Annotated in this window: 22 protein-coding genes; 10 read left to right on the top strand and 12 right to left on the bottom strand. The window is 57.9% G+C overall.

The features are described from left to right. Complete coding sequence (locus DHN10_RS08865; RefSeq protein WP_108814950.1) at nt 1–387, bottom strand: cell division protein ZapA; 387 nt, start codon at nt 385–387, stop codon at nt 1–3. Continuing rightward, complete coding sequence (locus DHN10_RS08860) at nt 374–844, bottom strand: hypothetical protein (RefSeq protein WP_108814949.1); 471 nt, start codon at nt 842–844, stop codon at nt 374–376. The genes DHN10_RS08865 and DHN10_RS08860 overlap by 14 nt, the downstream gene beginning before the upstream one ends. 213 nt (nt 845–1,057) lie before the next feature. On the opposite strand from DHN10_RS08860, the gene tkt reads away from it, so the two are divergent. The 6 genes from tkt to DHN10_RS19885 all read left to right on the top strand — a co-directional run bounded on the left by tkt (nt 1,058) and on the right by DHN10_RS19885 (nt 6,483). Further along, on the top strand, nt 1,058–3,076 hold the full coding sequence (gene tkt, locus DHN10_RS08855) for a transketolase (protein ID WP_108814948.1): 2,019 nt from the start codon (nt 1,058–1,060) through the stop codon (nt 3,074–3,076). 20 nt (nt 3,077–3,096) lie between these two features. After that, nucleotides 3,097–3,645, top strand: coding sequence for a DUF4329 domain-containing protein (locus DHN10_RS08850; protein ID WP_108814947.1), 549 nt, complete (start codon nt 3,097–3,099; stop codon nt 3,643–3,645). 179 nt (nt 3,646–3,824) lie between these two features. Further along, the gene (gene gap, locus DHN10_RS08845) at nt 3,825–4,826 is read left to right on the top strand and encodes a type I glyceraldehyde-3-phosphate dehydrogenase (RefSeq protein ID WP_108814946.1); all 1,002 of its coding nucleotides are present in this window, start codon (nt 3,825–3,827) and stop codon (nt 4,824–4,826) included. A gap of 96 nt (nt 4,827–4,922) precedes the next feature. Beyond that, complete coding sequence (locus tag DHN10_RS19890; protein ID WP_199910655.1) at nt 4,923–5,066, top strand: hypothetical protein; 144 nt, start codon at nt 4,923–4,925, stop codon at nt 5,064–5,066. A gap of 69 nt (nt 5,067–5,135) precedes the next feature. After that, on the top strand, nt 5,136–6,137 hold the full coding sequence (gap, locus tag DHN10_RS08835) for a type I glyceraldehyde-3-phosphate dehydrogenase (RefSeq protein ID WP_108814944.1): 1,002 nt from the start codon (nt 5,136–5,138) through the stop codon (nt 6,135–6,137). Nucleotides 6,138–6,324: 187 nt separating this feature from the next. After that, entirely contained in the window at nt 6,325–6,483 is a 159-nt protein-coding gene (locus DHN10_RS19885; RefSeq protein WP_199910654.1) for a hypothetical protein, read from the top strand. 51 nt (nt 6,484–6,534) lie between these two features. Here the strand turns inward: DHN10_RS19885 and DHN10_RS08830 are convergent, their stop codons facing one another. From DHN10_RS08830 to DHN10_RS08815, 4 genes are all read right to left on the bottom strand, one after another. Then, complete coding sequence (locus DHN10_RS08830) at nt 6,535–7,290, bottom strand: alpha/beta hydrolase (RefSeq protein WP_108814943.1); 756 nt, start codon at nt 7,288–7,290, stop codon at nt 6,535–6,537. 11 nt (nt 7,291–7,301) lie between these two features. Continuing rightward, nucleotides 7,302–7,796 carry a pantetheine-phosphate adenylyltransferase gene (gene coaD, locus DHN10_RS08825; protein ID WP_108814942.1) on the bottom strand — a complete coding sequence of 165 codons (495 nt, stop codon included), beginning with the start codon at nt 7,794–7,796 and terminating at the stop codon, nt 7,302–7,304. Between the two features lie 73 nt (nt 7,797–7,869). Further along, a complete protein-coding gene (locus DHN10_RS08820) occupies nt 7,870–8,304 on the bottom strand; it encodes a CBS domain-containing protein (protein ID WP_108814941.1) in 435 nt (144 codons plus the stop codon). A 37-nt stretch (nt 8,305–8,341) separates the two neighbouring features. Beyond that, entirely contained in the window at nt 8,342–9,244 is a 903-nt protein-coding gene (locus DHN10_RS08815; protein ID WP_108814940.1) for a LysR family transcriptional regulator, read from the bottom strand. Nucleotides 9,245–9,338: 94 nt separating this feature from the next. Between DHN10_RS08815 and DHN10_RS08810 the strand changes: the two genes are divergently transcribed. The 4 genes from DHN10_RS08810 (at nt 9,339) to mmsB (ending at nt 13,993) form a co-directional block, all read left to right on the top strand. Continuing rightward, nucleotides 9,339–10,838 (top strand): CoA-acylating methylmalonate-semialdehyde dehydrogenase, encoded by a 1,500-nt coding sequence (locus DHN10_RS08810; protein ID WP_108815154.1) that lies wholly within the window; start codon nt 9,339–9,341, stop codon nt 10,836–10,838. A gap of 112 nt (nt 10,839–10,950) precedes the next feature. After that, nucleotides 10,951–12,090, top strand: coding sequence for an acyl-CoA dehydrogenase family protein (locus DHN10_RS08805; RefSeq protein ID WP_108814939.1), 1,140 nt, complete (start codon nt 10,951–10,953; stop codon nt 12,088–12,090). Then, complete coding sequence (locus DHN10_RS08800; protein ID WP_108814938.1) at nt 12,087–13,130, top strand: enoyl-CoA hydratase/isomerase family protein; 1,044 nt, start codon at nt 12,087–12,089, stop codon at nt 13,128–13,130. The genes DHN10_RS08805 and DHN10_RS08800 overlap by 4 nt, the downstream gene beginning before the upstream one ends. Continuing rightward, a complete protein-coding gene (gene mmsB, locus DHN10_RS08795; protein ID WP_108814937.1) occupies nt 13,127–13,993 on the top strand; it encodes a 3-hydroxyisobutyrate dehydrogenase in 867 nt (288 codons plus the stop codon). The genes DHN10_RS08800 and mmsB overlap by 4 nt, the downstream gene beginning before the upstream one ends. 60 nt (nt 13,994–14,053) lie before the next feature. On the opposite strand, the gene uvrA is transcribed toward mmsB, so the two are convergent. From uvrA to DHN10_RS08765, 6 genes are all read right to left on the bottom strand, one after another. Continuing rightward, nucleotides 14,054–16,912, bottom strand: coding sequence for an excinuclease ABC subunit UvrA (uvrA, locus tag DHN10_RS08790; RefSeq protein WP_108814936.1), 2,859 nt, complete (start codon nt 16,910–16,912; stop codon nt 14,054–14,056). Between the two features lie 172 nt (nt 16,913–17,084). Beyond that, nucleotides 17,085–18,479 (bottom strand): dihydrolipoyl dehydrogenase, encoded by a 1,395-nt coding sequence (gene lpdA, locus DHN10_RS08785; RefSeq protein WP_108815153.1) that lies wholly within the window; start codon nt 18,477–18,479, stop codon nt 17,085–17,087. Between the two features lie 102 nt (nt 18,480–18,581). Next, nucleotides 18,582–19,160, bottom strand: a complete 579-nt coding sequence (locus tag DHN10_RS08780) for a DUF924 family protein (RefSeq protein WP_108814935.1) — start codon at nt 19,158–19,160, stop codon at nt 18,582–18,584. Between the two features lie 130 nt (nt 19,161–19,290). After that, on the bottom strand, nt 19,291–20,559 hold the full coding sequence (locus DHN10_RS08775) for an MFS transporter (RefSeq protein ID WP_373456678.1): 1,269 nt from the start codon (nt 20,557–20,559) through the stop codon (nt 19,291–19,293). 94 nt (nt 20,560–20,653) lie between these two features. Beyond that, nucleotides 20,654–21,706, bottom strand: coding sequence for a tRNA preQ1(34) S-adenosylmethionine ribosyltransferase-isomerase QueA (gene queA, locus DHN10_RS08770; RefSeq protein WP_108814934.1), 1,053 nt, complete (start codon nt 21,704–21,706; stop codon nt 20,654–20,656). Further along, complete coding sequence (locus DHN10_RS08765; protein WP_108814933.1) at nt 21,703–25,005, bottom strand: AsmA-like C-terminal region-containing protein; 3,303 nt, start codon at nt 25,003–25,005, stop codon at nt 21,703–21,705. Before DHN10_RS08765 ends, queA begins: the two co-directional genes overlap by 4 nt. Between the last annotated feature and the right edge of the window lie 15 nt (nt 25,006–25,020).

The raw sequence follows: 25,020 nt of genomic DNA, 5'->3' as shown, positions 1-25,020 counted from the left end.
TTAGCGGGTCTCGATCTGATCCGCTATCGCTTCGGCTTGTGCTGCAATCTCGGCCATTGCTTCGGTGATTGACGCGGGCACCACTGGCACTTCAACGCGCTGCGGCTCTGGTGCCGGGCGCGCTTGCAGTTGTTCCACCGCTGCGCGCATTTCACCCGCTTCCGCCTCTAGCTGGCGCACCTTGTCTTCCAGACCTGCGGTTTTGTCCGCCAGCATCAAGCCCGCCATCAGCAGCATCCGCGCTTCGGTCAGACGCCCCAGTTGATCCGCCAGATGGGCGGCTTCGCCGTCCAGCATGCCTGCGGCCGATTGCAGGAAATGCTCTTCACCTTGCTGACAGGCCACTTCAAAGGTGCGGCCTCCGATGCTGATTTCAACTTGCGGCATTGGATGTCTCCTCAATCAGCGGCTTAAGCTCGGCCAGAATAGCGTCAATCTCGGCGGTATCAGCCGCGCGTTGAGTGGCCAGCGCCTCGATCTCGGCGGCGACGGCAGCATCATGCAGTTCCGGCGCCAGCCCCTTGGTGACCGTCTCGCGCAGTTGGGTGTTCAGCGTGCGCAGCTGCTGGTTTGAGGCGCGCAGCTGTTGCAATTCTTCGTCGAGTTTCAGGATTTGCGTCTGATAGGTCTCGATCCGCCCGGTCAGTTTGGCCACCTGCGTGTCCTGACGATCCTGAAGCTGGGCAACACGGGTTTCCAGTTCGGCATTGCTGGCGCGTTCCGCACTTAGCGCGTCGTGCAGGGCATCATCGCCGCCGCCGTCGCCATCTTGCCGGTCAAGCCCTTGCCTGATCCGTTCAAGCGCCGCAGCAATGCGGCTTTCTAATGCACTGATATCACTCATTCACCGATCCTTTGTTGCGTCACGGTTGGTCTTTGGGGCGCCATAGCGCGCCGAATCGTGCCGCTCGTCCCAAGGGTATGCCATCCCCCGCCCCCTCGCAAACCAACGATGCCCGCAATAAGAGGAACTTAGCCGTCATGCTTGAACTCCCACTTGGGCCTGCTATGACGCTGTCGAGCCTGATGTTTCTCTTGCCAATAGGACCTGAACACCTTGGATATTGCAGCCCTGCGCACCGCCCACCCTGACCATTGGAAAAAAGCCACTGCCATCCGCACCCTGACGCTTGATGCGGTTGCGGCAGCAAACTCCGGCCACTCTGGCATGCCGATGGGCATGGCCGATGTGGCGACGGTTCTTTTTGAGAAGCACCTGAACTTTGACCCAAAGGCGCCGCACTGGCCTGATCGCGACCGTTTCATCCTGTCTGCGGGTCACGGCTCTATGCTGCTTTATTCCCTGATGTATCTGACCGGCTACGAAGATATGCCATTGGAGCAGATCAAGGACTTCCGCCAATGGGGTGCCAAAACCGCAGGTCACCCTGAATTCGGGCACGCCCGCGGGATCGAAACAACAACCGGCCCCTTGGGTCAGGGCATTGCCAATTCGGTCGGCTTTGCCATTGCAGAAGAAATCCAGCGCGCCAGCTGGGGCAAGAAGGTCATCAATCACCACACCTACGTGATGGCGGGTGACGGTTGCCTGATGGAAGGCGTCAGCCAAGAGGCGATTGCCCTTGCGGGCATGCAAAAACTGTCCAACCTGATCGTGTTCTGGGACAACAACAACATCACCATCGACGGCACCGTTGATATGGCCGACATCACAGATCAGCCGATGCGCTTCAAAGCCTCCGGCTGGCATGTGCAGGAAATCGACGGGCACGACCCAGAGGCCATTGATGCCGCGATTGTTGCCGCCAAAAAGGCCGGCAAACCATCCATGATCGCTTGTAAGACCCATATCGCATTGGGGCACGCAGCACAGGATACGTCCAAAGGGCATGGCGCGTTGACCAACGCTGATCAGTTGAAAGCCGCGAAAGAGGCCTATGGCGCGCCTATGGGTGATTTCGAAGTCGCCTCGGATGTCAAAGCCCAATGGGAAGCCATGGCCGCACGCGGCACGCAGGCCCATAAGGATTGGCAAGCCCGGTTTGAAGCCCTGTCTGCCAACAAACAGGCCGAGTTCAACCGCACCTATGCAGGTGAGCCGCCCAAACGTCTGTCCGCCACAATCCGCGCCTTGAAAAAGCAGATCTCCGAAGGTGCGCCCAAGGTCGCAACCCGCAAGTCATCCGAGATGACGCTGGAAGTGATCAACCCGATTATGCGCGAAACCATCGGCGGTTCGGCTGACCTGACCGGGTCAAACAACACGCTGACCTCTGACATGGGCACCTTCCACCCCGACAATCGCAAGGGCCGCTACATCTACTACGGTATCCGCGAGCATGGGATGGCCGCGGCCATGAACGGTATGGCACTGCACGGTGGTGCGCGGCCCTATGGTGGTACTTTCATGTGTTTCACCGACTATGCACGTGGCGCTATGCGCCTGTCGGCACTGATGGGCATCCCCACAACATATGTGATGACCCACGACAGTATCGGCCTTGGCGAAGACGGACCGACCCACCAGCCGGTGGAACATCTGGCCATGCTGCGCGCGACGCCAAACACCAATGTGTTCCGCCCTGCCGATACGGTAGAAACCGCAGAGGCATGGGAAATCGCACTGACATCGCAGAAAACACCCAGCGTGCTGGCACTGACCCGTCAGGGCCTGCCCACCGTGCGCACCGAGCATAAGAACAAGAACATGGTTGCCCAAGGTGCCTATGTATTGGCTGATGCCGAAGGCAAGCGTCAGGCGATCTTGATGGCCACCGGATCCGAGGTTTCCATCGCCATGGAAGCCCGCGAATTGTTGCATGCCGAAGGCATCGGCACGCGCGTTGTCTCCATGCCCTGCTGGGAACTCTTTGAAGAGCAGGACGAAAGCTATCGCAAACGCGTCCTGCCCGGCGGCCCTGTGCGCGTCGCGATTGAGGCGGGCGTCCGCTTTGGTTGGGACCGTTGGCTCTTTGGTGAGCGCGGCAAGCGCGAGAAATCAGGGTTTGTTGGCATGCAAGGCTTTGGCGCCTCTGCCCCGGCCGAGCGGCTTTATGAAGAGTTTGGCATCACAGCAAAGGATACGGTCGCCAAGGTCAAATCCTTGATCAAGTAACCTTCGTGAAGGCATCAACGATGACATACCTCAAGATTGGCGGCGTTTTGGCCGCAGTGGGCCTGATCGTTCTGGCCAGTTGTGCAGAAGAAGAACGACCGCCAATTCTTGCGGCAACCGACAATGTTGATGCCTTTGCAACCAGCGTGCTGAATGACCTTCAGCCGGTCTCGATCGCGGAAGGCCGCGAATACTGCGGCTATATCTTTGAGACCGACACAGGTGGGCTGGCGGCAACAGCCCCTGCCCCCGGCGGCGAGGATTTCTGCGATCTGGCCGAACCGGACGATAGCGTGATTGCCTCGTACCACACCCACGGTGGATACTCAGAAGATTACGACAACGAAGTGCCGTCGACCGATGACGTCGAAGGTGACTTTGACGCCGGGATAGACGGCTACATCGGCACCCCCGGTGGCCGTGTCTGGCTGGTCGACTATGACGCACGGATCGCGCGGCAATTGTGCAGCGTGATGTGCATCACCTCTGATCCCAACGATGACCCGAAAGACGCCGGTTTTGTCCCGCAGACCTTTACGCTGGACGAGCTGCGCGCCCGGTTCGAGTAATTACGCGATTCGACTGCACCGGAATGTTTGCGATAACAATGGCGCCGTGACGCGGTGGCGTTATCGCTAACAATTCATGTTATCGATAACATATTGGCATAAAACGCTTTTTTCTTTCCTCAGCCCCACATCTCCCCCTATACGTTGGGCAACAATAAACTGCGGCCCAAGGACATCCCATGACAGTCACAATCGGTATCAATGGCTTTGGCCGCATCGGTCGCTGCACGCTGGCGCATATCACCGAGGCCGCGCGCAACGACGTGCAAGTCGTCAAGATCAACGCCACCGGCCCGATCGAGACAAACGCGCATCTGCTCAAGTACGACAGCGTGCATGGCCGTTTTGGCAGCCCCATCACCGTAAAGGGCAACACGATGGATCTGGGCCGTGGTCCGATTGACGTGATGTCCACATATGACCCGACCGAGCTGAACTGGGATGGCGTTGATGTGGTGCTGGAATGCACGGGCAAATTCAACGACGGGCAAAAGGCCGATGTGCATTTGACACGCGGTGCCAAGAAGGTGCTGATCTCGGCCCCTGCCAAGAATGTCGACCGCACCGTGGTCTACGGTGTTAACCACCGCGCACTGGATGCGGCAGAGCGGATGGTGTCCAACGGGTCTTGCACAACGAACTGCCTCGCTCCGCTGGCGAAAGTGCTGAACGATGCCATCGGGATCGAACGCGGGATTATGACCACGATCCACAGCTACACTGGCGATCAGCCAACACTGGACCGCCGTCATAGCGACCTATATCGCGCACGGGCCGCCGCCATGGCGATGATCCCCACCTCCACCGGGGCCGCAAAGGCCTTGGGTGAGGTTCTGCCAGAGCTGGCAGGCAAGTTGGACGGCACCGCAATGCGCGTGCCCACACCCAACGTCAGCGCCGTTGATCTGACATTTGAGGCCGGTAAATCGGTAACCGTGGCTGATGTGAACGCCATCGTGGCAGAAGCTGCAGCAGGCTATATGGGTATGGTGATGTCATACGATGATGAGGCCAAAGTCAGCATCGATTTCAACCACACCACCGAAAGCAGCATCTTCGCACCTGACCAGACCAAGGTTGTCGGCGGCAAAACCGTCCGGGTGCTGGCATGGTACGATAACGAATGGGGTTTTTCGGCCCGCATGGCCGACGTTGCGGCAACCATGGGGCGGCTGCACTAGCACCGCCACAAATCCTCGCAGAGGATTTGACCCAGACTTTCCACGAAAGTCTGCGTACCTTTGCCATTTGCGCAGCGGCCCGTTAGACCCATCATCATGACCAATACCATTGCCATTTGGCTGGGCCTCATCATCGCGGCCCTGCTTGCCACGGATTATGTCCTGTACGACTGGGCCAATACGCTCTTTGTGTTACGCAAATTCATGGATTTGATCGAGTGGGTGGCTTTCTGGCGCTAGGTGGTGTTGACCTTTGCGCGGAAATGGCAATGTTAGCGCCAACATTGACCCATTGAGGAGAATACGACCATGGCCGTCAAAGTAGCTATTAATGGATTTGGCCGGATCGGCCGTAACGTACTGCGCGCAATCATCGAGAGCGGGCGCACAGATATCGACGTTGTCGCGATCAATGACCTTGGCCCGGTTGAAACCAACGCCCACCTGCTGCGCTTTGACAGCGTGCATGGCCGTTTCCCCGCCACTGTGACCACAACCGAGACCACAATCGACGTCGGCCGCGGCCCAATGGATGTGACCGCAATCCACAACCCGGCAGACCTGCCGTGGGCGCATGTCGATGTGGTGCTGGAATGTACAGGTATCTTTACCAGCAAAGAGGCCTGTCAGGCGCACCTGGACAACGGCGCCAGTCGCGTGTTGATCTCTGCCCCAGGAAAAGACGCAGACAAAACAATCGTCTATGGCGTGAACCATGACGTGCTGACCGGCGATGACATCGTGGTTTCAAACGCGTCCTGCACAACCAACTGCCTGGCACCTGTGGCCAAAGTCCTGAACGATGCTATTGGCATCAACAAGGGCTTTATGACGACGGTTCACAGCTATACCGGCGACCAACCTACGCTGGATACGATGCATAAGGACCTTTACCGCGCGCGTGCTGCGGCCCTGTCGATGATCCCGACCTCTACCGGTGCAGCCAAGGCCGTCGGTCTGGTCCTGCCAGAGCTGGACGGCATTCTGGATGGTGTCGCAATCCGCGTGCCAACGCCCAACGTGTCCTGCGTCGACCTGACCTTCGAATCCAGCCGCCCCACAACGGTTGAAGAAGTGAACAATGCCATCATCGCAGCCGCTGACGGCCCGCTGAAAGGCGTGCTGGGCTACACCGACCTGCCGATGGTCAGCACGGATTTCAACCACGACCCGCAGTCCTCGATCTTCCACCTGGATCAAACCAAGGTGTTGGACGGCAATATGGTCCGCATCTTGACGTGGTATGACAACGAATGGGGTTTCTCTAATCGCATGGGTGATACAGCCGTTGCGTTGGGCAAACTTATCTAAACATATTAGTATGTTAGCATGATCTGGCCGGTCCCATCAGGGGCCGGCTATTTTTTGTGCAAAGCGCAGATACCGCCATGCATTTTGCGCAAGGGTGCTTTCAGTTTTTTGACAGTTGTGCTGCATCGCAGCGTTGTTAGATGTGAATCACGACACAACAACGCGATGACTAAAAAGGAGCACGCAAATGACCGTATTGAATTCAGTCCGCACCGCCGTGCAAAAACGCCTGGCATACAGCAACCTCAAGTACCAACTGGCCAACATGCCGTTGGAAACCGCCATTGACCTGGGGCTGTTCCGCGAAGACGCAGCAAAGACTGCCGCAAAAGCCATCTACGGCTAAACACCCGGCATTATGAGAAAACCAGCCGCGCCCAAGGGTGCGGCTTTGTCATTACTGGAGCCCGGACAGGAACTGATCAATGCGGTTCGCATATCCCACCTGCCCCGCCAGATTGTTGTGGGTCGCCCCTTCGACTGCGTGAAACGTCACGGCCAACCCCGCCGCCGCCATCAAGTCGCGCAGACGTTCGCCATTTGACATCTCAATCAACTGATCTTCTGTTCCGTGCTGGATCAGGACGGGCGCTGTGACGTCAGGCACCAAAGCGGCTGAGTTCCAGTGCTGCACCCCCGGCATATAGCAGGCCGGCAGCCAAGACGCTTTGGTCATCAATTCGCACATCTTCACAAAAGGCGCATCCAGCAGCACCGCAGCAACCGGCCGCGCTGCGGCCACATGCAAGGCCAGCCCCGAGCCCATCGAATAGCCATGCACCACAATCGGTCCTGCATGCCGTGCAGCCAGCCAATCATAGGCGGCAAGCGCATCGGCCTTCAGCCTGACTTCGGAGGGAGTACCGGGAATACCACCACCGCCGGGGTATTCCATCGCCGCAATCATGCGTCCGGCCTGTTCATGCGCATCAAGCGTATAGGTGAAATATGTCAGCGCCCCACCATTGCCCATGAAAAACAAAACGGCGGTGTCAGCATCCCCGTCGCGCCACGCCATGGCGACCCGACGTTCGGTGACGACCTCTTGTGTATAGTTGGGATTGGCAAATGGATCAGCGCCAAAAGGATAGATGAACTGCGGATGGGCAAAGACCATCGCAACCCCATACAGCAGATAGACCCCAATCAGCATCCAGAGCCAATTCAAGCGCTGAAGCGTTCCAGCAAGGCCCTATTTACCGAAGGAGAGACAAATTTGGACACATCGCCGCCAAGGCGGGCGATTTCCTTGACCAGCTTCGACGCAATCGCCTGATGTTCGGCCTCTGCCATCAAAAACACCGTTTCAATGCTATCATCCAACGCGCGGTTCATGCCAACCATCTGATATTCATACTCAAAATCAGCCACCGCGCGCAGGCCACGAATGATGACGCTGGCCTCTACGTCGCGGGCGCAGTCGATCAGGAGGTTCTCAAACGGATGCACTTCGATCTCACAACCCACAGCCTTGCCAAGGGGGGCGGCTTCGGCCTCGACCATGGCAACACGCTCTTCAAGCGAAAACAATGGGCCCTTGTCACGGTTGATCGCCACACCGATGACCAGACGGTCCACGAGCGAGCACGCCCGGCGGATGATATCGATATGCCCATACGTGACCGGGTCAAAGGTGCCGGGATACAGTCCTACGCGCATGGTCTTCCTCGTCTCAGCTGCGTTTGCGCCAAGCAACATGATTGTGTAACGAAATGCAATAAGGGCTAAGCAGCTAGTGCCCCATGATCATCCCTTCGAGTGCGTCTTTTTCCATCGACAGTTCAGCAAGACGCGCCTTAACGGCATCCCCGATGGAAATCAGGCCAACCATTTTGTCGCCATCCATGACCGGCACGTGGCGAAAACGCCCCTCGGTCATCATTTCCAGCACCTCGATGGCGCTGTTTGAAGGAGAACAGGTCACCAGCTTGGACGTCATCAGATCCTTGACCTGATCGGTTAGACAGCCAGCACCGCGCTTGCCCAACTCGCGCACAATGTCACGCTCAGACAGGATGCCATCAAGGCTGTCTCCGTCGGCGGAAACCACAACCGTACCGATCCGATGCTCCGATAAAAGTTTCGCCGCATCCGATATGCTTGCCGAAGGCTTGACCGAAATCACACCGACATCAGGCTTGGACTTGAGAATTTGGGAAACGATCATAACGGGCTCCTTAACACGGCTCCGGGGTTTCAGCGTCTCAAATCAAAGGGCTGGCTGTCAAGCATGCTTTGCGTTCCAGACGCACAACTTCTTCCTGCAGGCCCCGGCGCAGGGCATCAGCAAAGCGGTTCAACCGATCTGAATGCCGGTCGGTCGTGTGACGCACAAGGTAGAATGCCCGTTGCAATGCGACCTCTTGGATCAGCACGCGGCGCAATTCCGGCGCAAAGGGCAACGCGAAATCATGCACAATCCCCACGCCTGCCCGCCGGATCATCTGCAACTGCACGGCAACCGAATTTGACGCCAACTGTACGCCGCCTGCGCCGATGGCCCCCAGATAATCCAGTTCTTTGTCAAAGATCATGTCGGGGATGTAACCCACAATCTGATGGGTTTTCAGGTCGGCCACTGACAGCGGTTCGGGTTGGTCAGAGCGCATCGCGAGGTGCAACTGGTAATCTGTGATCTTCTGCACTGTCAGCTTTCCAGCCTGCGGCGGGCTCACGGTGATCGCCATATCGGCCTCGCGCCGCGAAAGGTTCACGACGCGCGGCAGGGCGAGGATTTGCACCTCCAGATCAGGATTGTCGTGCTGAATGGCAGCACAAACCTGTGGCAGCAGGAAATTAGCCGCCCCATCAGGTGCCCCGATCCGAATTTGCCCGGTCAAGGCCGCTGAGGCCTCTTGGCCTTCGTGCAGCGCGCGGGTCAGGTGTACTTCGGCCTGCATCGCGCTGTCGCGGATGCGCACGCCCAGATCGGTCAACTGATACCCTTGCGGCGACTTCACAAAAAGCGCGCCACCCATCGCACGTTCAAGCCGCGCCACACGACGGCCCAGCGTTGAGGGGTCCATCTTCAACCTCGGCGCTGCAGCCGAAAGCCCTTCGGCCCGCGCCACTGCCAGAAACACTCGCATGTCATCCCAATGTTCCATAGCGCCCTTGCGTTTTTGCAAAATGATTTTGGGATATTGGCTCTTTTACGGGAAAAAACGCAAGGTTAAACTGACGTCAACCAAGGAGGATTCCATGCAAGAACTGACCCATTACATCGGCGGCGCGCACGTCAAAGGCACATCTGGCCGTTTCGCAGACGTCTATAACCCGGCCACAGGCGAAGTGCAGGCCAAGGTGCCGCTGGCCAATGCTGACGAAATGGCCAAAGCCGTGGCGATTGCCGCCGAGGCGCAACCCGCATGGGCCTCCGTCAACCCACAGCGCCGCGCGCGCGTCATGATGGCCTTTGTTAGCCTGTTGAATCGGGACATGGACAAGCTGGCCGAAGCACTTAGCCGCGAGCATGGTAAGACCCTGCCAGACGCCAAGGGCGATGTGATCCGTGGTTTGGAAGTGGCCGAATACTGCATCGGCGCCCCACAGCTGCTGAAAGGTGAATTCACCGACAGCGCGGGCCCCGGCATCGATATGTATTCCATGAAACAGCCGCTGGGTGTCACCGCAGGCATCACGCCCTTCAACTTCCCCGCTATGATCCCAATGTGGATGTTCGCCCCTGCCATCGTTTGCGGCAACGCGTTTATCCTCAAACCCTCTGAGCGTGATCCATCCGTGCCGTTGATGCTGGCTGAACTGATGGAAGAAGCGGGCCTGCCCAAGGGCATCCTGCAGGTCGTGAACGGTGACAAGGAAGCGGTTGACGCGATCCTTTATGACGACACGATCCAATCGGTTGGCTTTGTCGGATCGACACCGATCGCCGAATACATCTATGGCACTGGTTGTGCGCAAGGCAAACGTGTGCAGTGCTTTGGCGGTGCCAAGAACCACATGATCATCATGCCCGACGCGGATATGGATCAAGCCGCCGATGCATTGCTCGGCGCAGGTTACGGTGCGGCGGGCGAACGCTGCATGGCGATTTCGGTTGCTGTGCCTGTAGGCGATGAAACCGCAGACCGCCTGCTGGAAAAACTGGTGCCCAAGGTTGAGGCACTGAAGGTCGGCCCTTACACCTCTGGCAATGACGTGGACTACGGCCCGGTTGTGACCGCCGCCGCAAAAGCCAACATCGGCCGCCTTGTGCAATCAGGCATCGATCAGGGTGCGAAGCTGGTTGTTGATGGGCGCAACTTCAACCTGCAAGGCTATGAAGACGGGTTCTTTGTTGGGCCGCATCTTTTTGACAACGTCACCAAGGATATGGACATCTACAAGCTAGAGATTTTCGGGCCTGTTCTGTCCACAATCCGCGCCCAATCTTATGAAGAGGCCATCGGCCTTGCCATGGATCACGAATACGGCAATGGCACGTCGATCTATACCCGCGACGGCGACACCGCCCGTGATTTTTCCAACCGGATCAATATCGGCATGGTTGGCGTGAACGTACCGATCCCTGTGCCGCTCGCCTATCACACCTTTGGCGGCTGGAAGAAATCCATGTTTGGTGACCTCAACCAGCACGGGCCAGATGCGTTCAAGTTCTACACACGGACGAAAACGATCACCTCGCGCTGGCCGTCGGGCATCAAGGAAGGCGGCGAGTTCTCCATCCCGCTGATGGAATAAAACAACCCAGAGCCTCGCCTGAAAAGGCGAGGCTCTTTTGCTTCAGGCTTGCGCATATCCTCCGTTCACGGCAAAATATGAACAAGCGTTCAATTCTTGCAGGAGCTGCCCCATGGATTTCGCACTCACCGAGGAACAAACCGCCATCTTCGACATGGCACTTGCGTTTGGCCAAGAGCATATCGCACCCTATGCGCGCACTTGGGAAGCAGAGGGCGAAATTCCTAAATCACTTTGGCCAGAGCTTGCCGCGCTTGGCTTTGGCGGGCTTTATGTGTCGCCTGACAATGGCGGTTCCGGCTTGTCGCGGCTTGATGCCACGCTAGTCTTTGAAGCGCTCGCGCAGTCCTGTGCCTCGGTCGCTGCCTTCCTGTCGATCCACAATATGTGTGCCAAAATGATCGAAAGCTACGGCACGCAGACGCTCAGGGATCGTGTCTTGCCCAAAGCCTTGGCGATGGAGACGATCCTGGCCTACTGCCTGACGGAACCGGGTTCCGGCTCTGACGCGGCCGCGTTGAAAACCAAGGCAGATCGCACCAATGAAGGCTACAGCCTGACGGGCACCAAAGCATTCATCTCCGGCGGCGGCTATTCTGATGCCTATATCGTGATGTCGCGCACCGGGGCCGATGGCCCCAAGGGGGTCAGCGCCATCGTCGTCGAGGACGGCACCAAGGGTCTGTCTTTCGGCGGACTCGAAGACAAAATGGGGTGGAAATCGCAACCGACCCGCCAAGTCCAGCTCGACACAGCGCACGCGCCAGCAGAGAACCTGTTGGGCGAAGAAGGCGCCGGTTTTAAATACGCTATGGCAGGCCTTGATGGTGGGCGGTTGAACATCGCGGCATGTTCCATCGGCGCGGCACAATCGGCCCTTGATCAAACGCTGGCCTATATGGCCGAGCGGCAGGCCTTCGGCAAATCCATCGATCAGTTCCAGGGGTTGCAATTCCGGCTGGCCGATATGGAGATCAGCATGCAAGCTGCACGCACCTTTTTGCGGCAGGCCGCATGGAAACTGGATAACGGCGCACCCGATGCGACAAAATTCTGCGCGATGGCCAAAAAGCTTTGCACCGAGACGGGCAGCAACGTGGCAGACCAATGCCTGCAACTGCATGGCGGTTACGGCTATCTGGCCGACTACGGGATCGAGAAAATCGTACGCGATCTGCGCGTGCATCAAATCCTTGAAGGCACCAATGAGATTATGCGCCTGATCACCGCACGCCAACTGATCAGCGCATGACCGACATCAACATTCGCAAATCCGGGCGCGCCGGATGGATCACCCTGAACCGGCCCAAGGCGCTGAACGCGCTGACTTGGGATATGTGTTTGGCGATCGAGCAGGCGCTGGATGACTGGCGCGATGATCACGAGGTTGCGCTTGTCATCGTTGATGCGGCAGGCGACCGGGCCTTTTGTTCCGGCGGCGATATCGCCGAGATGTATGCCGCAGGCCAGCGCGGTGATCTGGATTACGGGCGGCGGTTCTGGCGCGACGAATATCGGCTGAACGCCAAGGTCCACAGCTATCCCAAACCGGTGGTGTCTTTCCTGCAAGGGTTCACCATGGGCGGCGGTGTCGGTGTCGGATGCCATGCCGCACATCGGATCGTCTGTGACAGCAGCCAGATTGCGATGCCGGAATGCGCGATCGGGCTGGTCCCCGATGTGGGCGGGTCGCTTTTGCTGGCACGGGCACCCGGCCATGTGGGAACCTATCTGGGGCTGACGGGCGATCGGATGGATGCGGGTGACGCAATCTTTGCAGGGTTTGCCGATCACTATGTCCCCGAGACGGCGTGGGAGGCATTAAAACAAAATCTCGCCACTAGCGGCACGACCGATGCCATCGCAACAGTAAAACACCCTGCCCCGGACAGCCGCCTTGCAGATTGGCAGGCAGACATCGATATCTGCTTTGTAGGGCCGACCCTCGCAGCGGTGTATCAAGCCATGCCTGCCGACGCGGGCCTCGCCATTGAACAGGCACGCAAACTGATGGGCCGCAACTGCCCGCTCAGCATGGCGGTCTCTGCCCAGATCATCGATGCCGTTTGCCGCGACCAAAGGATCACAACGGCGCTTGATCACGAATTCCGCTATACCTTTCGCTGTGTCGCCCAAGGCGATTTCATCGAAGGGATCAGGGCGGCGATCATCGACCGCGACCGCAGCCCACAATGGCAACACAGCACTTGGACCGGTGTGACAGACACAGACGTGGCAGCAATGACAGCGCCCTTGGGCAAAGATGCGCTACAATGGGAGGACAAGATATGAAAATCGGATTTATTGGATTGGGCAATATGGGTGCGCCGATGGCGGCCAATCTGGCCAAAGCCCATGATGTGACAGGGTTCGACACCGCAGCAAAACCCGCAGGCCTGACATTGGCCGAAAGTGCCGCCGCCGCCGCCAAAAACGCTGATGTGGTCATCACCATGCTACCCAATGGCGATATTCTGCGGGCCGTTGCCAGCGACATCCACCCGGTGATGAAACCCGGCGCGGTGCATCTTGATTGTTCAACCGTGGACGTGGAAAGCGCGCGAGCAGTTGCCATGGCAGCACAAAACGCGGGGCTGTCGGCGGTTGACGCTCCTGTCTCTGGCGGCATCGGCGGCGCAACCAATGGCACGCTGACCTTCATGGCGGGCGGCCCGGATAAGGCATTTGCGACGGTACAACCTCTCTTTGACATTATGGGGCAAAAAGCCGTGCATTGCGGCGACGCAGGCAACGGCCAAGCCGCCAAAATCTGCAACAACATGATCCTTGGGGTGACAATGATCGCCACCTGCGAAGCCTTTGTGCTGGCTGACAAACTCGGGCTCGACCGACAGGCGATGTTCGATGTGGTCAGCACATCCTCGGGCTATTCCTGGACCATGAACGCCTATTGCCCCGCCCCCGGCGTCGGGCCGACCAGCCCTGCAGACAACGATTACACACCCGGTTTCGCGGCAGAGCTTATGCTGAAAGACCTCAACCTGTCACAAATGGCGGCAGAGGCCGCAGACGCCGACACGCCCATGGGCAAAGCGGCTACAGCGCTTTACGCGCAATTCGTTGAGGATGAAGACGGCATGGGCAAAGACTTCTCGGCGATGCTGCCACGGTTTGAAAGCAGGCGCCGCGCCTGACTTTTATGTCCAAACAAACTTCCGCCGGAGGCATCCTCAAAACTCCTGGAATTTTCGGGATTATTCCGCAGCGACAGATTTTGCCGCCAACATCTCTTTGAGGTAGCGTCCGGTATGGCTCCCGGCGACCTGTGCCACCTTCTCTGGTGTGCCTGTGGCCACGATCTTGCCACCGCCATCGCCACCTTCAGGACCGATATCAATGATATGATCGGCGGTTTTGACGACGTCCAGATTATGCTCAATCACAATGACAGAGTTCCCCTGATCCACCAATTCATGCAATACTTCCAATAGCTTACGCACGTCTTCGAAATGCAATCCCGTGGTAGGTTCATCCAGAATATAAAGCGTGCGCCCGGTGGAGCGTTTCGACAACTCTTTGGACAGCTTGACCCGCTGGGCCTCGCCCCCTGACAGGGTTGTCGCCTGCTGGCCGACCTTGATATACCCAAGACCCACGCGCATCAGTGCATCCATCTTTTCTCGGATCGACGGGACCGCGGTAAAGAACCCTTGGGCATCTTCAACGGTCATATCCAACACATCGGCAATGGATTTGCCCTTGAATTTGATCTCCAAGGTTTCGCGGTTGTATCGCGCACCCTTGCAAGTCTCGCAGGTGACATAGACGTCGGGCAGAAAGTGCATTTCGATCTTGATCACACCGTCGCCCTGACAGGCCTCACAGCGTCCACCCTTCACATTAAAACTGAAACGACCGGGTTTATAGCCCCGCGCCTTTGCCTCTGGCATCCCCGCGAACCATTCGCGGATCGGGGTAAAGGCCCCGGTATAGGTGGCCGGGTTTGACCGGGGCGTGCGACCGATGGGGCGCTGATCAATGTCGATCACCTTATCAAGATGCTCAAACCCTTTGATCGTTTCACAAGGCCCCGGCGTTTGCCGCGCGCCGTTCAACTTCATCGAGGCGTTCTTGAACAGCGTCTCAACGGTCAAGGTGGACTTGCCGCCGCCAGAGACACCGGTCACACAGACAAACTGGCCCAGTGGGAAATCAGTCGTGACGTTCTGCAAGTTGTTGCCGGTGGCTTTTACCACGGTCAGCTTCTTGCCTTTGCCTTTGCGGCGCTTCGCCGGCACGGCAATTTCTCTGGCGCCAATCAGATACTGTCCGGTGACAGAGGCTTCATTGGCCATGATCTCTTGCGGTGTGCCTTTGGCGACGACTTCGCCACCATGGACGCCAGCGCCGGGACCAATATCAAAAACATAATCGGCCTCGCGGATCGCCTCTTCGTCATGTTCAACAACAATCACTGTATTGCCCTGATCGCGCAGGTTTTTCAGCGTCGTCAGCAAGCGGTCATTGTCACGCTGGTGCAGGCCGATCGATGGCTCATCCAGCACATAAAGCACCCCTTGCAGGCCCGAGCCTATCTGACTGGCCAAACGAATACGCTGGCTTTCACCGCCCGACAGTGTGCCTGAGTTCCGTGAAAGCGTCAGATACTCCAGTCCCACATTATTGAGGAACCCCAAGCGCTCGCGGATTTCCTTGAGAATGGCCGCAGCAATCTCATTCTTCTGCTTGCTCAGCGCCTCTGGCACCTCTTTGCACCAGTCATAGGCCTCTTTGATCGACATCTGCACGACTTGACCCACATGCAAGCCACCGATCTTCACCGCCAAAGCCTCTTCACGCAGGCGATACCCGCCGCAAGTGCCACAGTGGCGGTTGTTCTGGTAATTCTCAAACTCTTCGCGGATCCAGTTGCTATCGGTCTCGCGATAGCGACGTTCCATATTGGGGATCACACCTTCAAAGGCACGCTCCACCTGATACACGCGCCCGCCTTCGTCATAGCGAAATTTGATTTCTTCCTTGCCGGAGCCACGCAGAAACACCTGTTGCACCTTCGGATCAAGGTCTTTCCAACGGGCGTTCTTGTTGAAACCATAGTGCTTGGCGATGGCTTCAATCGTTTGCAGAAAATAGGGGCTCTTGCCCTTGCGCCAGGGTGCAAGTGCGCCATCGGCAATCTTCAACGTCACATCAGGAACAACAAGTTGTTCGTCAAAGAACAGTTCAACCCCCAGACCGTCGCACGACGGGCACGCCCCAAACGGTGCGTTGAAGGAAAACAGGCGCGGTTCAATTTCTGGGATCGTAAAACCAGACACAGGACAAGCGAAGTTCTCTGAAAACGTCAGGCGCTCGGGGTCGCCCTCTTTGGGGGCCGTCTCCAGTATCGCGATGCCATCGGCCAGATCGAGTGCTGTGCGGAAACTATCAGCCAGCCGTGTTTCAAGCCCTTCGCGGATAACAATGCGGTCCACAACCACATCAATGTCATGGCGGTACTTCTTGTCCAGCGTCGGTGGTTCGTCCAGATCATAGAATTCACCATCGACCTTCACACGCTGAAATCCCTGCTTGCGCAGTTCCAGAAATTCCTTGCGGTATTCCCCTTTACGGTCACGGATGATCGGGGCCAGAAGATAACCGCGTGTCCCTTCTTCCAAGCCCATAGCGCGGTCAACCATGTCCTGCACTTGTTGCGCTTCGATGGGCAGGCCCGTGGTCGGACTGAACGGGGTACCTGCACGGGCGAAAAGCAAACGCAGGTAATCGTAAATTTCGGTGATCGTGCCCACAGTGGAACGCGGGTTTTTCGATGTCGTCTTCTGCTCAATCGAAATGGCCGGTGAGAGGCCCGAGATATGATCCACATCCGGCTTTTCCATCATATCAAGGAATTGGCGGGCATAAGCGGACAGCGATTCCACGTAGCGGCGCTGCCCTTCGGCATAGATCGTATCAAAGGCGAGCGAGGATTTGCCCGAACCCGACAGGCCCGTGATCACGACAAGCTGGTCGCGTGGAATATCAACATCGATATTCTTGAGATTATGCTCGCGCGCGCCGCGCACTTCGATGTTCTTCAGCTCTGCCATGACGGTCTCCTCAGACGACAGCTATCAGATAGCGGCGCGATGCGGGAACGCCACCCTGAAAACGGAACGTTTCGGGAACATATACAAATTAATATTCCGCTACCAGCCAAAAGCGAACAGGCCCGCCAAGATGGCGAGCCTGTGCAAACGGTAAGGTGGATTTCAATCCACCTTACATGTGGATCACACGGTCATAAGCATCCAAAACGCTCTCGTGCATCATCTCTGACAAGGTCGGGTGCGGGAACACCGTGTTCATCAAATCCTCTTCAGTCGTCTCTAGCTGACGACCCACAACATAGCCTTGGATCAGCTCCGTCACCTCGGCACCAACCATATGCGCGCCCAGCAACTCGCCTGTCTTGGCATCGAACACCGTTTTAATCATGCCCTCAGGCTCGCCCAATGCAATCGCCTTGCCATTGCCAATGAAGGGGAACCGGCCGACTTTGATGTCATAACCCAGCTCCTTGGCCTTCGCTTCGGAATAACCAACCGAAGCCACCTGCGGATGGCAGTAGGTGCAGCCTGCAATGCTTTCTGGCTTGACCGGATGAGCATGTTTGCCTGCAATCAGATCGGCGACCATAACACCTTCATGGCTGGCCTTATGGGCCAACCATGGCGCGCCGGCGATATCGCCAATAGCATAGAGACCTTCAACACCCGTGCGGCAGAATTCATCGGTCACAACATGGGTGCGATCAACCTTCACGCCCAGCTCTTCAAGGCCCAGCCCTTCAACGTTGCCGACGATGCCTACCGCGCTGATAACAGTATCAAATTCCATCTTCTCGGTCTTGCCGCCAGTTTCGATATGGGCGGTGACCTTGCCTTTGCCGCGGTCCAACTGCTTGACCATGGATTTTTCCATGATCTTCATACCCTGCTTGACAAAGGCCTTCTTGGCAAAGGCTGAAATCTCGGCGTCTTCCACGGGTAGCACCCGGTCCATCACCTCAACCACTGTCGTGTCAGCACCCAGCGTGTTGTAGAAGCTGGCAAACTCAATCCCGATCGCACCAGAGCCGATGACCAACAGTTTCTTGGGCATCTTCTTGGGCTGTAACGCGTGCTTGTAAGTCCAGACCAAATCACCATCCGCTTCAAGCCCCGGCAGTTCGCGCGCGCGCGCACCAGTGGCCAGCACGATGTTCTTGGCCGTCAGCTCATCAATGCCCTTGTCGCCCTTGACGGACACTTTGCCCTTGGCCGGCAGTGCTGCTGCGCCCATGAAGACAGTGACTTTGTTTTTCTTCATCAGATGGCCGATACCACCCGAAAGCTGCCCCGCAACAGAACGGCTGCGCTTGACCACGGCATCCAGATCATAGTCAACACCCGTCGCTTTCAGGCCAAATTCCTTGGCGCGATGCATCAAGTGAAACACCTCTGACGAACGCAGCATTGCCTTTGTTGGAATACAGCCCCAGTTCAGGCAGATCCCGCCCAGATGCTCGCGCTCCACAATGGCGACTTTCATCCCCAGCTGCGCGCCACGGATCGCGGCCACATAGCCGCCCGGTCCGGCACCAATTACGATCAGGTCAAAGTTCTGCGCTGCCATCAGACGGCCCTCCAAATCCAAATTTAGTTGAACACTAAACTATTTCTGGAAAGACCTCTAGTGACCTAGGGGCATAACAGCTACCCGATGGGCGCAAAGGGGCTATTCTGCGGATTGCTGCGCCCGAATAGCCGCACCATAACCACCTGCATCCAGAAAGGCTTGCTCGGCGGCTGTGGTTTTGCGACCCAATGCATCATTGCGATAAGGGAAGCGGCCAAAGTCACGGATGACAGCGCGGTGGGCGCAGGCATGCTCACGATTGCTTTCGCCGCCTTCAGGCATGCGGGTGTGGATCAGCCGCACGGCACGGTCCTGATCGCAAAGGTTCTCGGCATGCATCAGGGGCAGATAAAAGAACTGTCGTGCAGGTTCATCAATCTTAAGATCCCAGCTGCGATCAATCGCCATCTTTGCCGCCGCCCGTGCAAGCCTGTCAGTCGAGAATGCATCGCTGTTGTCGCGGAACATGTTGCGGGGGAACTGATCCGTCAGGATGATGTAAGCCAATGCGCCCGAAGGATAGGTCAACCAAAGACCCAATGCCCCTTCCGTGGCCAGTTGCCATGTACTCTTGAATTTTTCTGTAATCCTGGCGTCAAACGCCGGGTCCGATTTATACCAATCCGCTGGCGAACATTCGTCCAGCCAAAATGCCAACACCTCGTCGGGGGTTACCACAACACCACTCCTTGATGGTTTATTAACCTGATACAATTCGAAGCAGAGAACCCCTGCCCTGACAAGGGGTAAGTTTAACAAATCATTCACCGTTTCTTTCGGTGTGACATCTAGAGTGACCTTACGGCACTCAAGATGGCTGATCTGCCTGCTCATCATCCTCAACACCCTCAAGGTAGACCTCTTGCGCCAGCTCCACAGCCACGGTTGAGGAAGCCGCCGACACCGGTACATAGCTGCTCTGTTCGTCTTCCCAATCGGTGCTTGTGCGCTGCGTGGCGCGGTACATTCCGTAGACACCGACAGCGAGCATTAACAACGACATGAAAAGCCAAAACCCGTTCACCCCGATTGCATCCATCATCACACCAACGATGAGCGGGCCAGCAATCGCAGCCACCCCATTGATAAACAGCAATCCGCCCGAGGCCGACGCCATATCTTCGCGATCAAGCCGGTCGTTGGCATAGGCCAAGAGCAGCGCATAAAGCGGGTTTGATGTCCCTCCGACAATCGCGCCGCTGGCAACAATGATGTAAAGGTTTCCAGGCAGGAAAAACGCAAGCAGCGACCCGGTGCCACCAATCAAGGACACCCAGACAATCAGCACCCGGCGGTCCATGCGATCAGACAACCATCCGATGGGGTATTGCAGGACCAAAGCAGAGACGTAAATTGCCGAAACAAACAATGAAATCTCGCCCACGGTTAGCCCGGCCCGGCTGCCATAGACAGCCGACATACCAAACTGCGCCGAAAACACACCACCCAGCATGAACATGCCCACACAGGCCAAAGGTGAGGCCGCAATCAGATCTTTTATCTTCATTGGCTTGGCGGTCTCAAATGCGGGCATCGGGCGTGCAGACAACAGCACCGGCGCAAAGGCCAATGAAACAAGGATCGACGGGATAATAAACAGCACGTAGCCTGACACGTCACCCCGGCTCACGATCCATTGTGCAAAGACGATCCCCGCCATTTGCACGATCATGTAAAGCGACAGTGATTTGCCCCGGTTTTCATTGCTGGAGGCATCGTTCAGCCAGCTTTCCGCAGTGATATAGACGCCACAAAAGCAAAAACCGATGATGACCCGGCCAATGGCCCAGGCCCATGGTTCAACCAGAATGGGATAAGAGATCAGCACCGCTGACACGAGTGAGCCCAGTGCCGCAAAGACCCGCACGTGGCCCACCCGGCGGATCAGTTCTGGCGTGAACCGCGAACTGAACAGGAAACCCAGAAAGTAGGCTGACATGACGATCGAAAGCGACAGGGTGCTGAACCCTTCCATGTCGCCACGCAGGCCCAGCAACGTGCCTTGCAGACCATTGCCAACCATCAACAAAAACATGCCCAGAAACAGCGCCCAAGAGCCTGTAAACACCTGAATCATGACGTGCCCTTTCACGGAAAATCTGAACCGCCTATCCCACGATTCGAATACAAGCACACCACGTTTCAGCGACCACTTCGCGTCTGTTTGCGCCCTATCCTTTGGGCAACAAAAGCGATGCATCTCCATAAGAGAAAAAGCGATACTCTTGGGCAATCGCATGGGCGTAAATCGCCTTGATCGGATCAACCCCCATCAAGGCTGAGACCAGCATCATCAGCGTTGATTTCGGTAGATGGAAATTGGTCATTAGACCATCCGCGATCTGAAACCCAAACCCCGGCACAATGAAGATATCCGTGGGCCCGGTCCAGGGATGCATCGCACCATCCTGCGCTGCACTCTCAATCAGCCGCAGCGCTGTGGTGCCTACCGGAATGATGCGCCCGCCAGCGGCCTTTGTGGCGGTCATGTCGGCGGCCGCCTGTGCTGTCACCTCGCCCCATTCGGCATGCATCTTGTGCTCTGAGACGTCATCCACTTTGACCGGCAGGAACGTGCCTGCCCCCACATGCAAGGTCACATGGGTGAACTGCACGCCGCGCGCGCGCAATGCGTCCAACAGCGGGCCATCGAAATGCAGCGACGCTGTCGGAGCGGCCACAGCACCTGCATGGCGCGCCCAATATGTCTGGTAATCTTCCTTGTCTGCCTCATCCGCTGGTCGTTTGGCAGCGATGTAAGGCGGCAGCGGCATCGCCCCCACCGCGGACAAGGCCGCATCAAAATCGTCACCCGCCAGGTTGAACCGCAGCCGCCCCTGCCCGTCAGCGCGGCCCGTCACCTCGGCCGAGAGATCATCTGAGAACACAATGACTTCGCCATCGCGCACCTTCTTGAGTGGTTTGATCAGCGCCGTCCATGTGCCATCCGCCTGCGGCTCTAGCAGCGTGACGTCCATCCGCGCGCTGGTTTCTCCGGTCTCGCCCATGCGGTGCCGTGCCCCGAACAGCCGTGCGGGAATAACCTTGGTGTCATTGAGGATCAGCCGATCACCCGGTTGCAGGATATCGGGCAATTCATGCACAATCCGATCCGCAATCTGATCGGCTCGCGCCAGCAACAACCGCGCAGAGGACCGTGGGCGCGCAGGCCGCGTCGCTATCAGATGCTCGGGCAGGTCAAAATCGAATGTGCTTAGCTTCATTGTGACAGCTCTGGTGCGGGTCTGCGAAAGATTTCGCGAAACATCCCCGGTGTCAGGATCGACAATGGGTTCACCGCCACGCTTGGCGCATCAGAGGTGCCGCCAATAGTAAAGTTGAAGCCAATCAACCCTTCACCACGGCGGGTCAGGAACGACCCAATACTATTGACGAAAAAAAATGGTGACACGACGCCCTGCAGATCAATCTGTTTGTTGGCGAGCGTGTAAATCCCGTCGACCGAAATGCCAAGCCCCGGCCCCACGGCGCTGGCCTCGGACACAATTACCTGCTGCGGGGTCAGGCGGAACCGTGCATCAACATCGTTGAACACAAGCCCCTGACCATCCAGCTGTTGGAGCAGTCCAACGCCGCTGATTGCATCCAGCAAGGCGGCCATCGCAGGCGCATCGGTTACGCGAATATCACGAATGCCAAAGAACCCGTCAAAGGTTCCCGCGGCAACGGCAGGCAATAGCGTCAGATCCAATGCGCCACCGCGCCCATTCTGGGTCAGCCCGGCCGCGCGCAACACAGCCCCCGCATCATCGCTACGTAGCCGCACAGCCGACCGCCCGTCGCGGGGTGCCACAGCCCCGCGCACGGGTGCCGCGCCATTCAACTGGCCGCTGAACTCGCCTCGGAAGCCGCCTTGTCCGCGAAAATCACCCCTGAAATCGGTCAGCGCGATGCCCTCGCTGATCTGCAACCGATCCAGCGCGATTGTCACCGGGCCGCTGTCACCCTGCCCGGCCCCGAAACGCGCACCCCGCAAATCCAACGTGCCGCCGTCGATGCGCACGCCCACAGGCACACCTTCACCGCGGCCTGACAGCGTAATCGCGGCATTCAGCCAATCATCCAATCGCACCCGCGAAAAGACCGCACTGTCGAACTGCCCGTTGGCATCAAGGTTGATCTGTCCCGCCGCATCAAGACCGCCGCCTGCAATCTCAAGCGTGTCAATTGAGGGCACCGCCCCCAGTGCTCCCTCAACCAAAAGGCGGCCAGAGGCCTCAGGCGATTTGGACCAGCCAACCGCCGGAATGCCCACGCGTATCCCCGCCAGATCAGAGCTGAGGCTGAATTGCGGCGGCAGTGCCGGAAGCAGGTCAATGCGCAATGCGCCGCGCCCGCGCCCGTCAATCGTACCGGGCGGCAGCGCTATGCCAAACTCATCCAGAAAATTCTGCGACAGGGTCACGTCCGCTTCTACCCGGCTTCCGGGTCTGTCGGGATCACCAAACCGCTGTTCCCAAGCGCCGTTGGCCGACACATCACCAATGCGCACCGGCCCTGCCACGCGCACGCCTTCACGGGATACGCTCACATCCAGTCGGGGAGCGATAAACTGTTTGTCGGGCACAAGCGTCGCGCTGCGGACCCCAACCAAAACCGAGCCAATATCAATCGCAACATCATCGATCGACGGGCGCGGTTCCAGCGGCCAGATGATCTGCCCGGCTGTCTGCGCCCGCCCTTCCGCGACAGTCACAGGCAAACCTGCCTTATCGAGGAATGCAAAGGGCGGTTGGTTCAGAACCGAAAATGACGCTGTAATGGACCCATCAACCTGCAAATCCAGTATGGCCGGTGATGGGCGCAAGCGCAGATCAACCACACTGAAATGCGATCCTGCCAGTTCCAAAGGCCCCCCTTGGGGTGCCAGAACCGTCCCTGCGTCCAGACTGACAACAAACTGATGCTCGGCAATGCTGGCCACGCCCTTGGCACCCCGGATCGGGGGCACATGGCGCAGAAATTTGACTGTGGTGTCGTCAAATTCGAACCCAAAGGCGATGCGCGGCTCCTGTGCAGGCGCCACCCGCACTCCGGCAAACAGGTTGAAAAGTTGTCCCTCGCTGACATTATCGGCAAACCATTGCCGCGAACGGGGCTTCATCGACAGCGGCCAGAAATCCAGCAGGCGTTCGGGTGTGATCTGATCAATTTCGGCATCAACTGCCACCTGCCAGCCTGCATCTGTCGCCGCCGCCTCGCCCTTGGCGGTCAAACGCGTGTCGCCATCGATGATCACGGCCTGACCCACCTCAACCCGGAAAGGATCAAAACGAAAGCGCAGGTCAACGGCGGCCTGCCGCACCTGCGGGGGGGCATCAAAGAAACCGGGTGGGTTCAGCGCGACGTCACGCAGTTGAAATTGCGCAAGCAAGGCGCGCGGCAGTCCGGCACGGAATTCACGCAAGTAGGCATCGCCCTCGGCGGACAGGCTGCCCCATTCGGTCTCAAGATTGATTTCGCTGAACGAAATTCGATCACGCACCGGATCATAACTGAAATAGGCGCGGGCGGCATCAAATGCGATGGGCCGGGTCGCCGGATTGGGTTGCAAAACCCCCTGCCCGATATCCAACGCAGCATTGAGCGGGCCAAGCGCGCCATCTTCATCCAGCTCCGTGCGCAGCGAGGCCGAAATCGGCGCATCCACGTCGCGCAGCCAACTAAGTGCGGGGGATTGCGCGGCGATATCGCTGGCCACTGCATCACGCAAGTTCATCCCGATCTGCGCCTCATGGCTGCCACGCGGGCTGACGTAAGACAGGTTCACATTTGTTACCCCTGCGCGCCCCGACAAAAGCGAGAAATTGCCCCGCAATGAGGTTTGTTCATTGCGCAGATCAAGGGCCACCGTCCCCCCATCCACAATCCAGCTGCGCCCCGCACGGGCATCATCGAAGTTCACGACCATGCCTTCCGCGCGCACAATTTCAAGCGCCTCGAGCGCGGGTCGTTCAAAGACCTGATCAAACTGATCAAGCAATTCCGGCAATGTCCGCGCGCTGCCCAGATCAGACCCGCCTGTGGTAAAGGCAAAAGACACATCACCATCAGCATTGCGTCGCAGGTTCACCTGCGCCCCGATCAGGCGCACTTCTTGCATCAGCACCTCTTGGCGCAGGATCAGACCGCGCGGCGACATCAGCCCTTCGACAACAGGCACGCGGGTCAGGATCAGCCCACCCTGATCCACCAACCTTGTATCAACAAGACGCACAGTGGGATGCAGATCGCGACCAATGCGCAGCGTTATCGCGCCAAAATCTAGCGTCGCCCCTTCCAGCAGATCACCTGCGCGGGCCTCTACCCGCTCTGTGATCCAGCTGGGCGCCGTGATCTCGCGGTCAATGATCATCACCGCCGCCGCCGCTACGAAAACCAACGGCAGCAGGCAAACGACAAAAGTCGCGCGCAGCCAGAACAGCCACTTTGGCATGGCTTTGGCCCGCTTGCGTTTGGGGGGCGCATCGTCAGGTTTGTCGGGTTCGCTGTTGTCGGTCATCGGCTCTTCTGTTCA

Source organism: Loktanella sp. Alg231-35, assembly GCF_900143545.1.
Classification (GTDB): Bacteria; Pseudomonadota; Alphaproteobacteria; order Rhodobacterales; family Rhodobacteraceae; genus Yoonia.
This window is presented reverse-complemented; position numbering and strand designations above follow the sequence as displayed.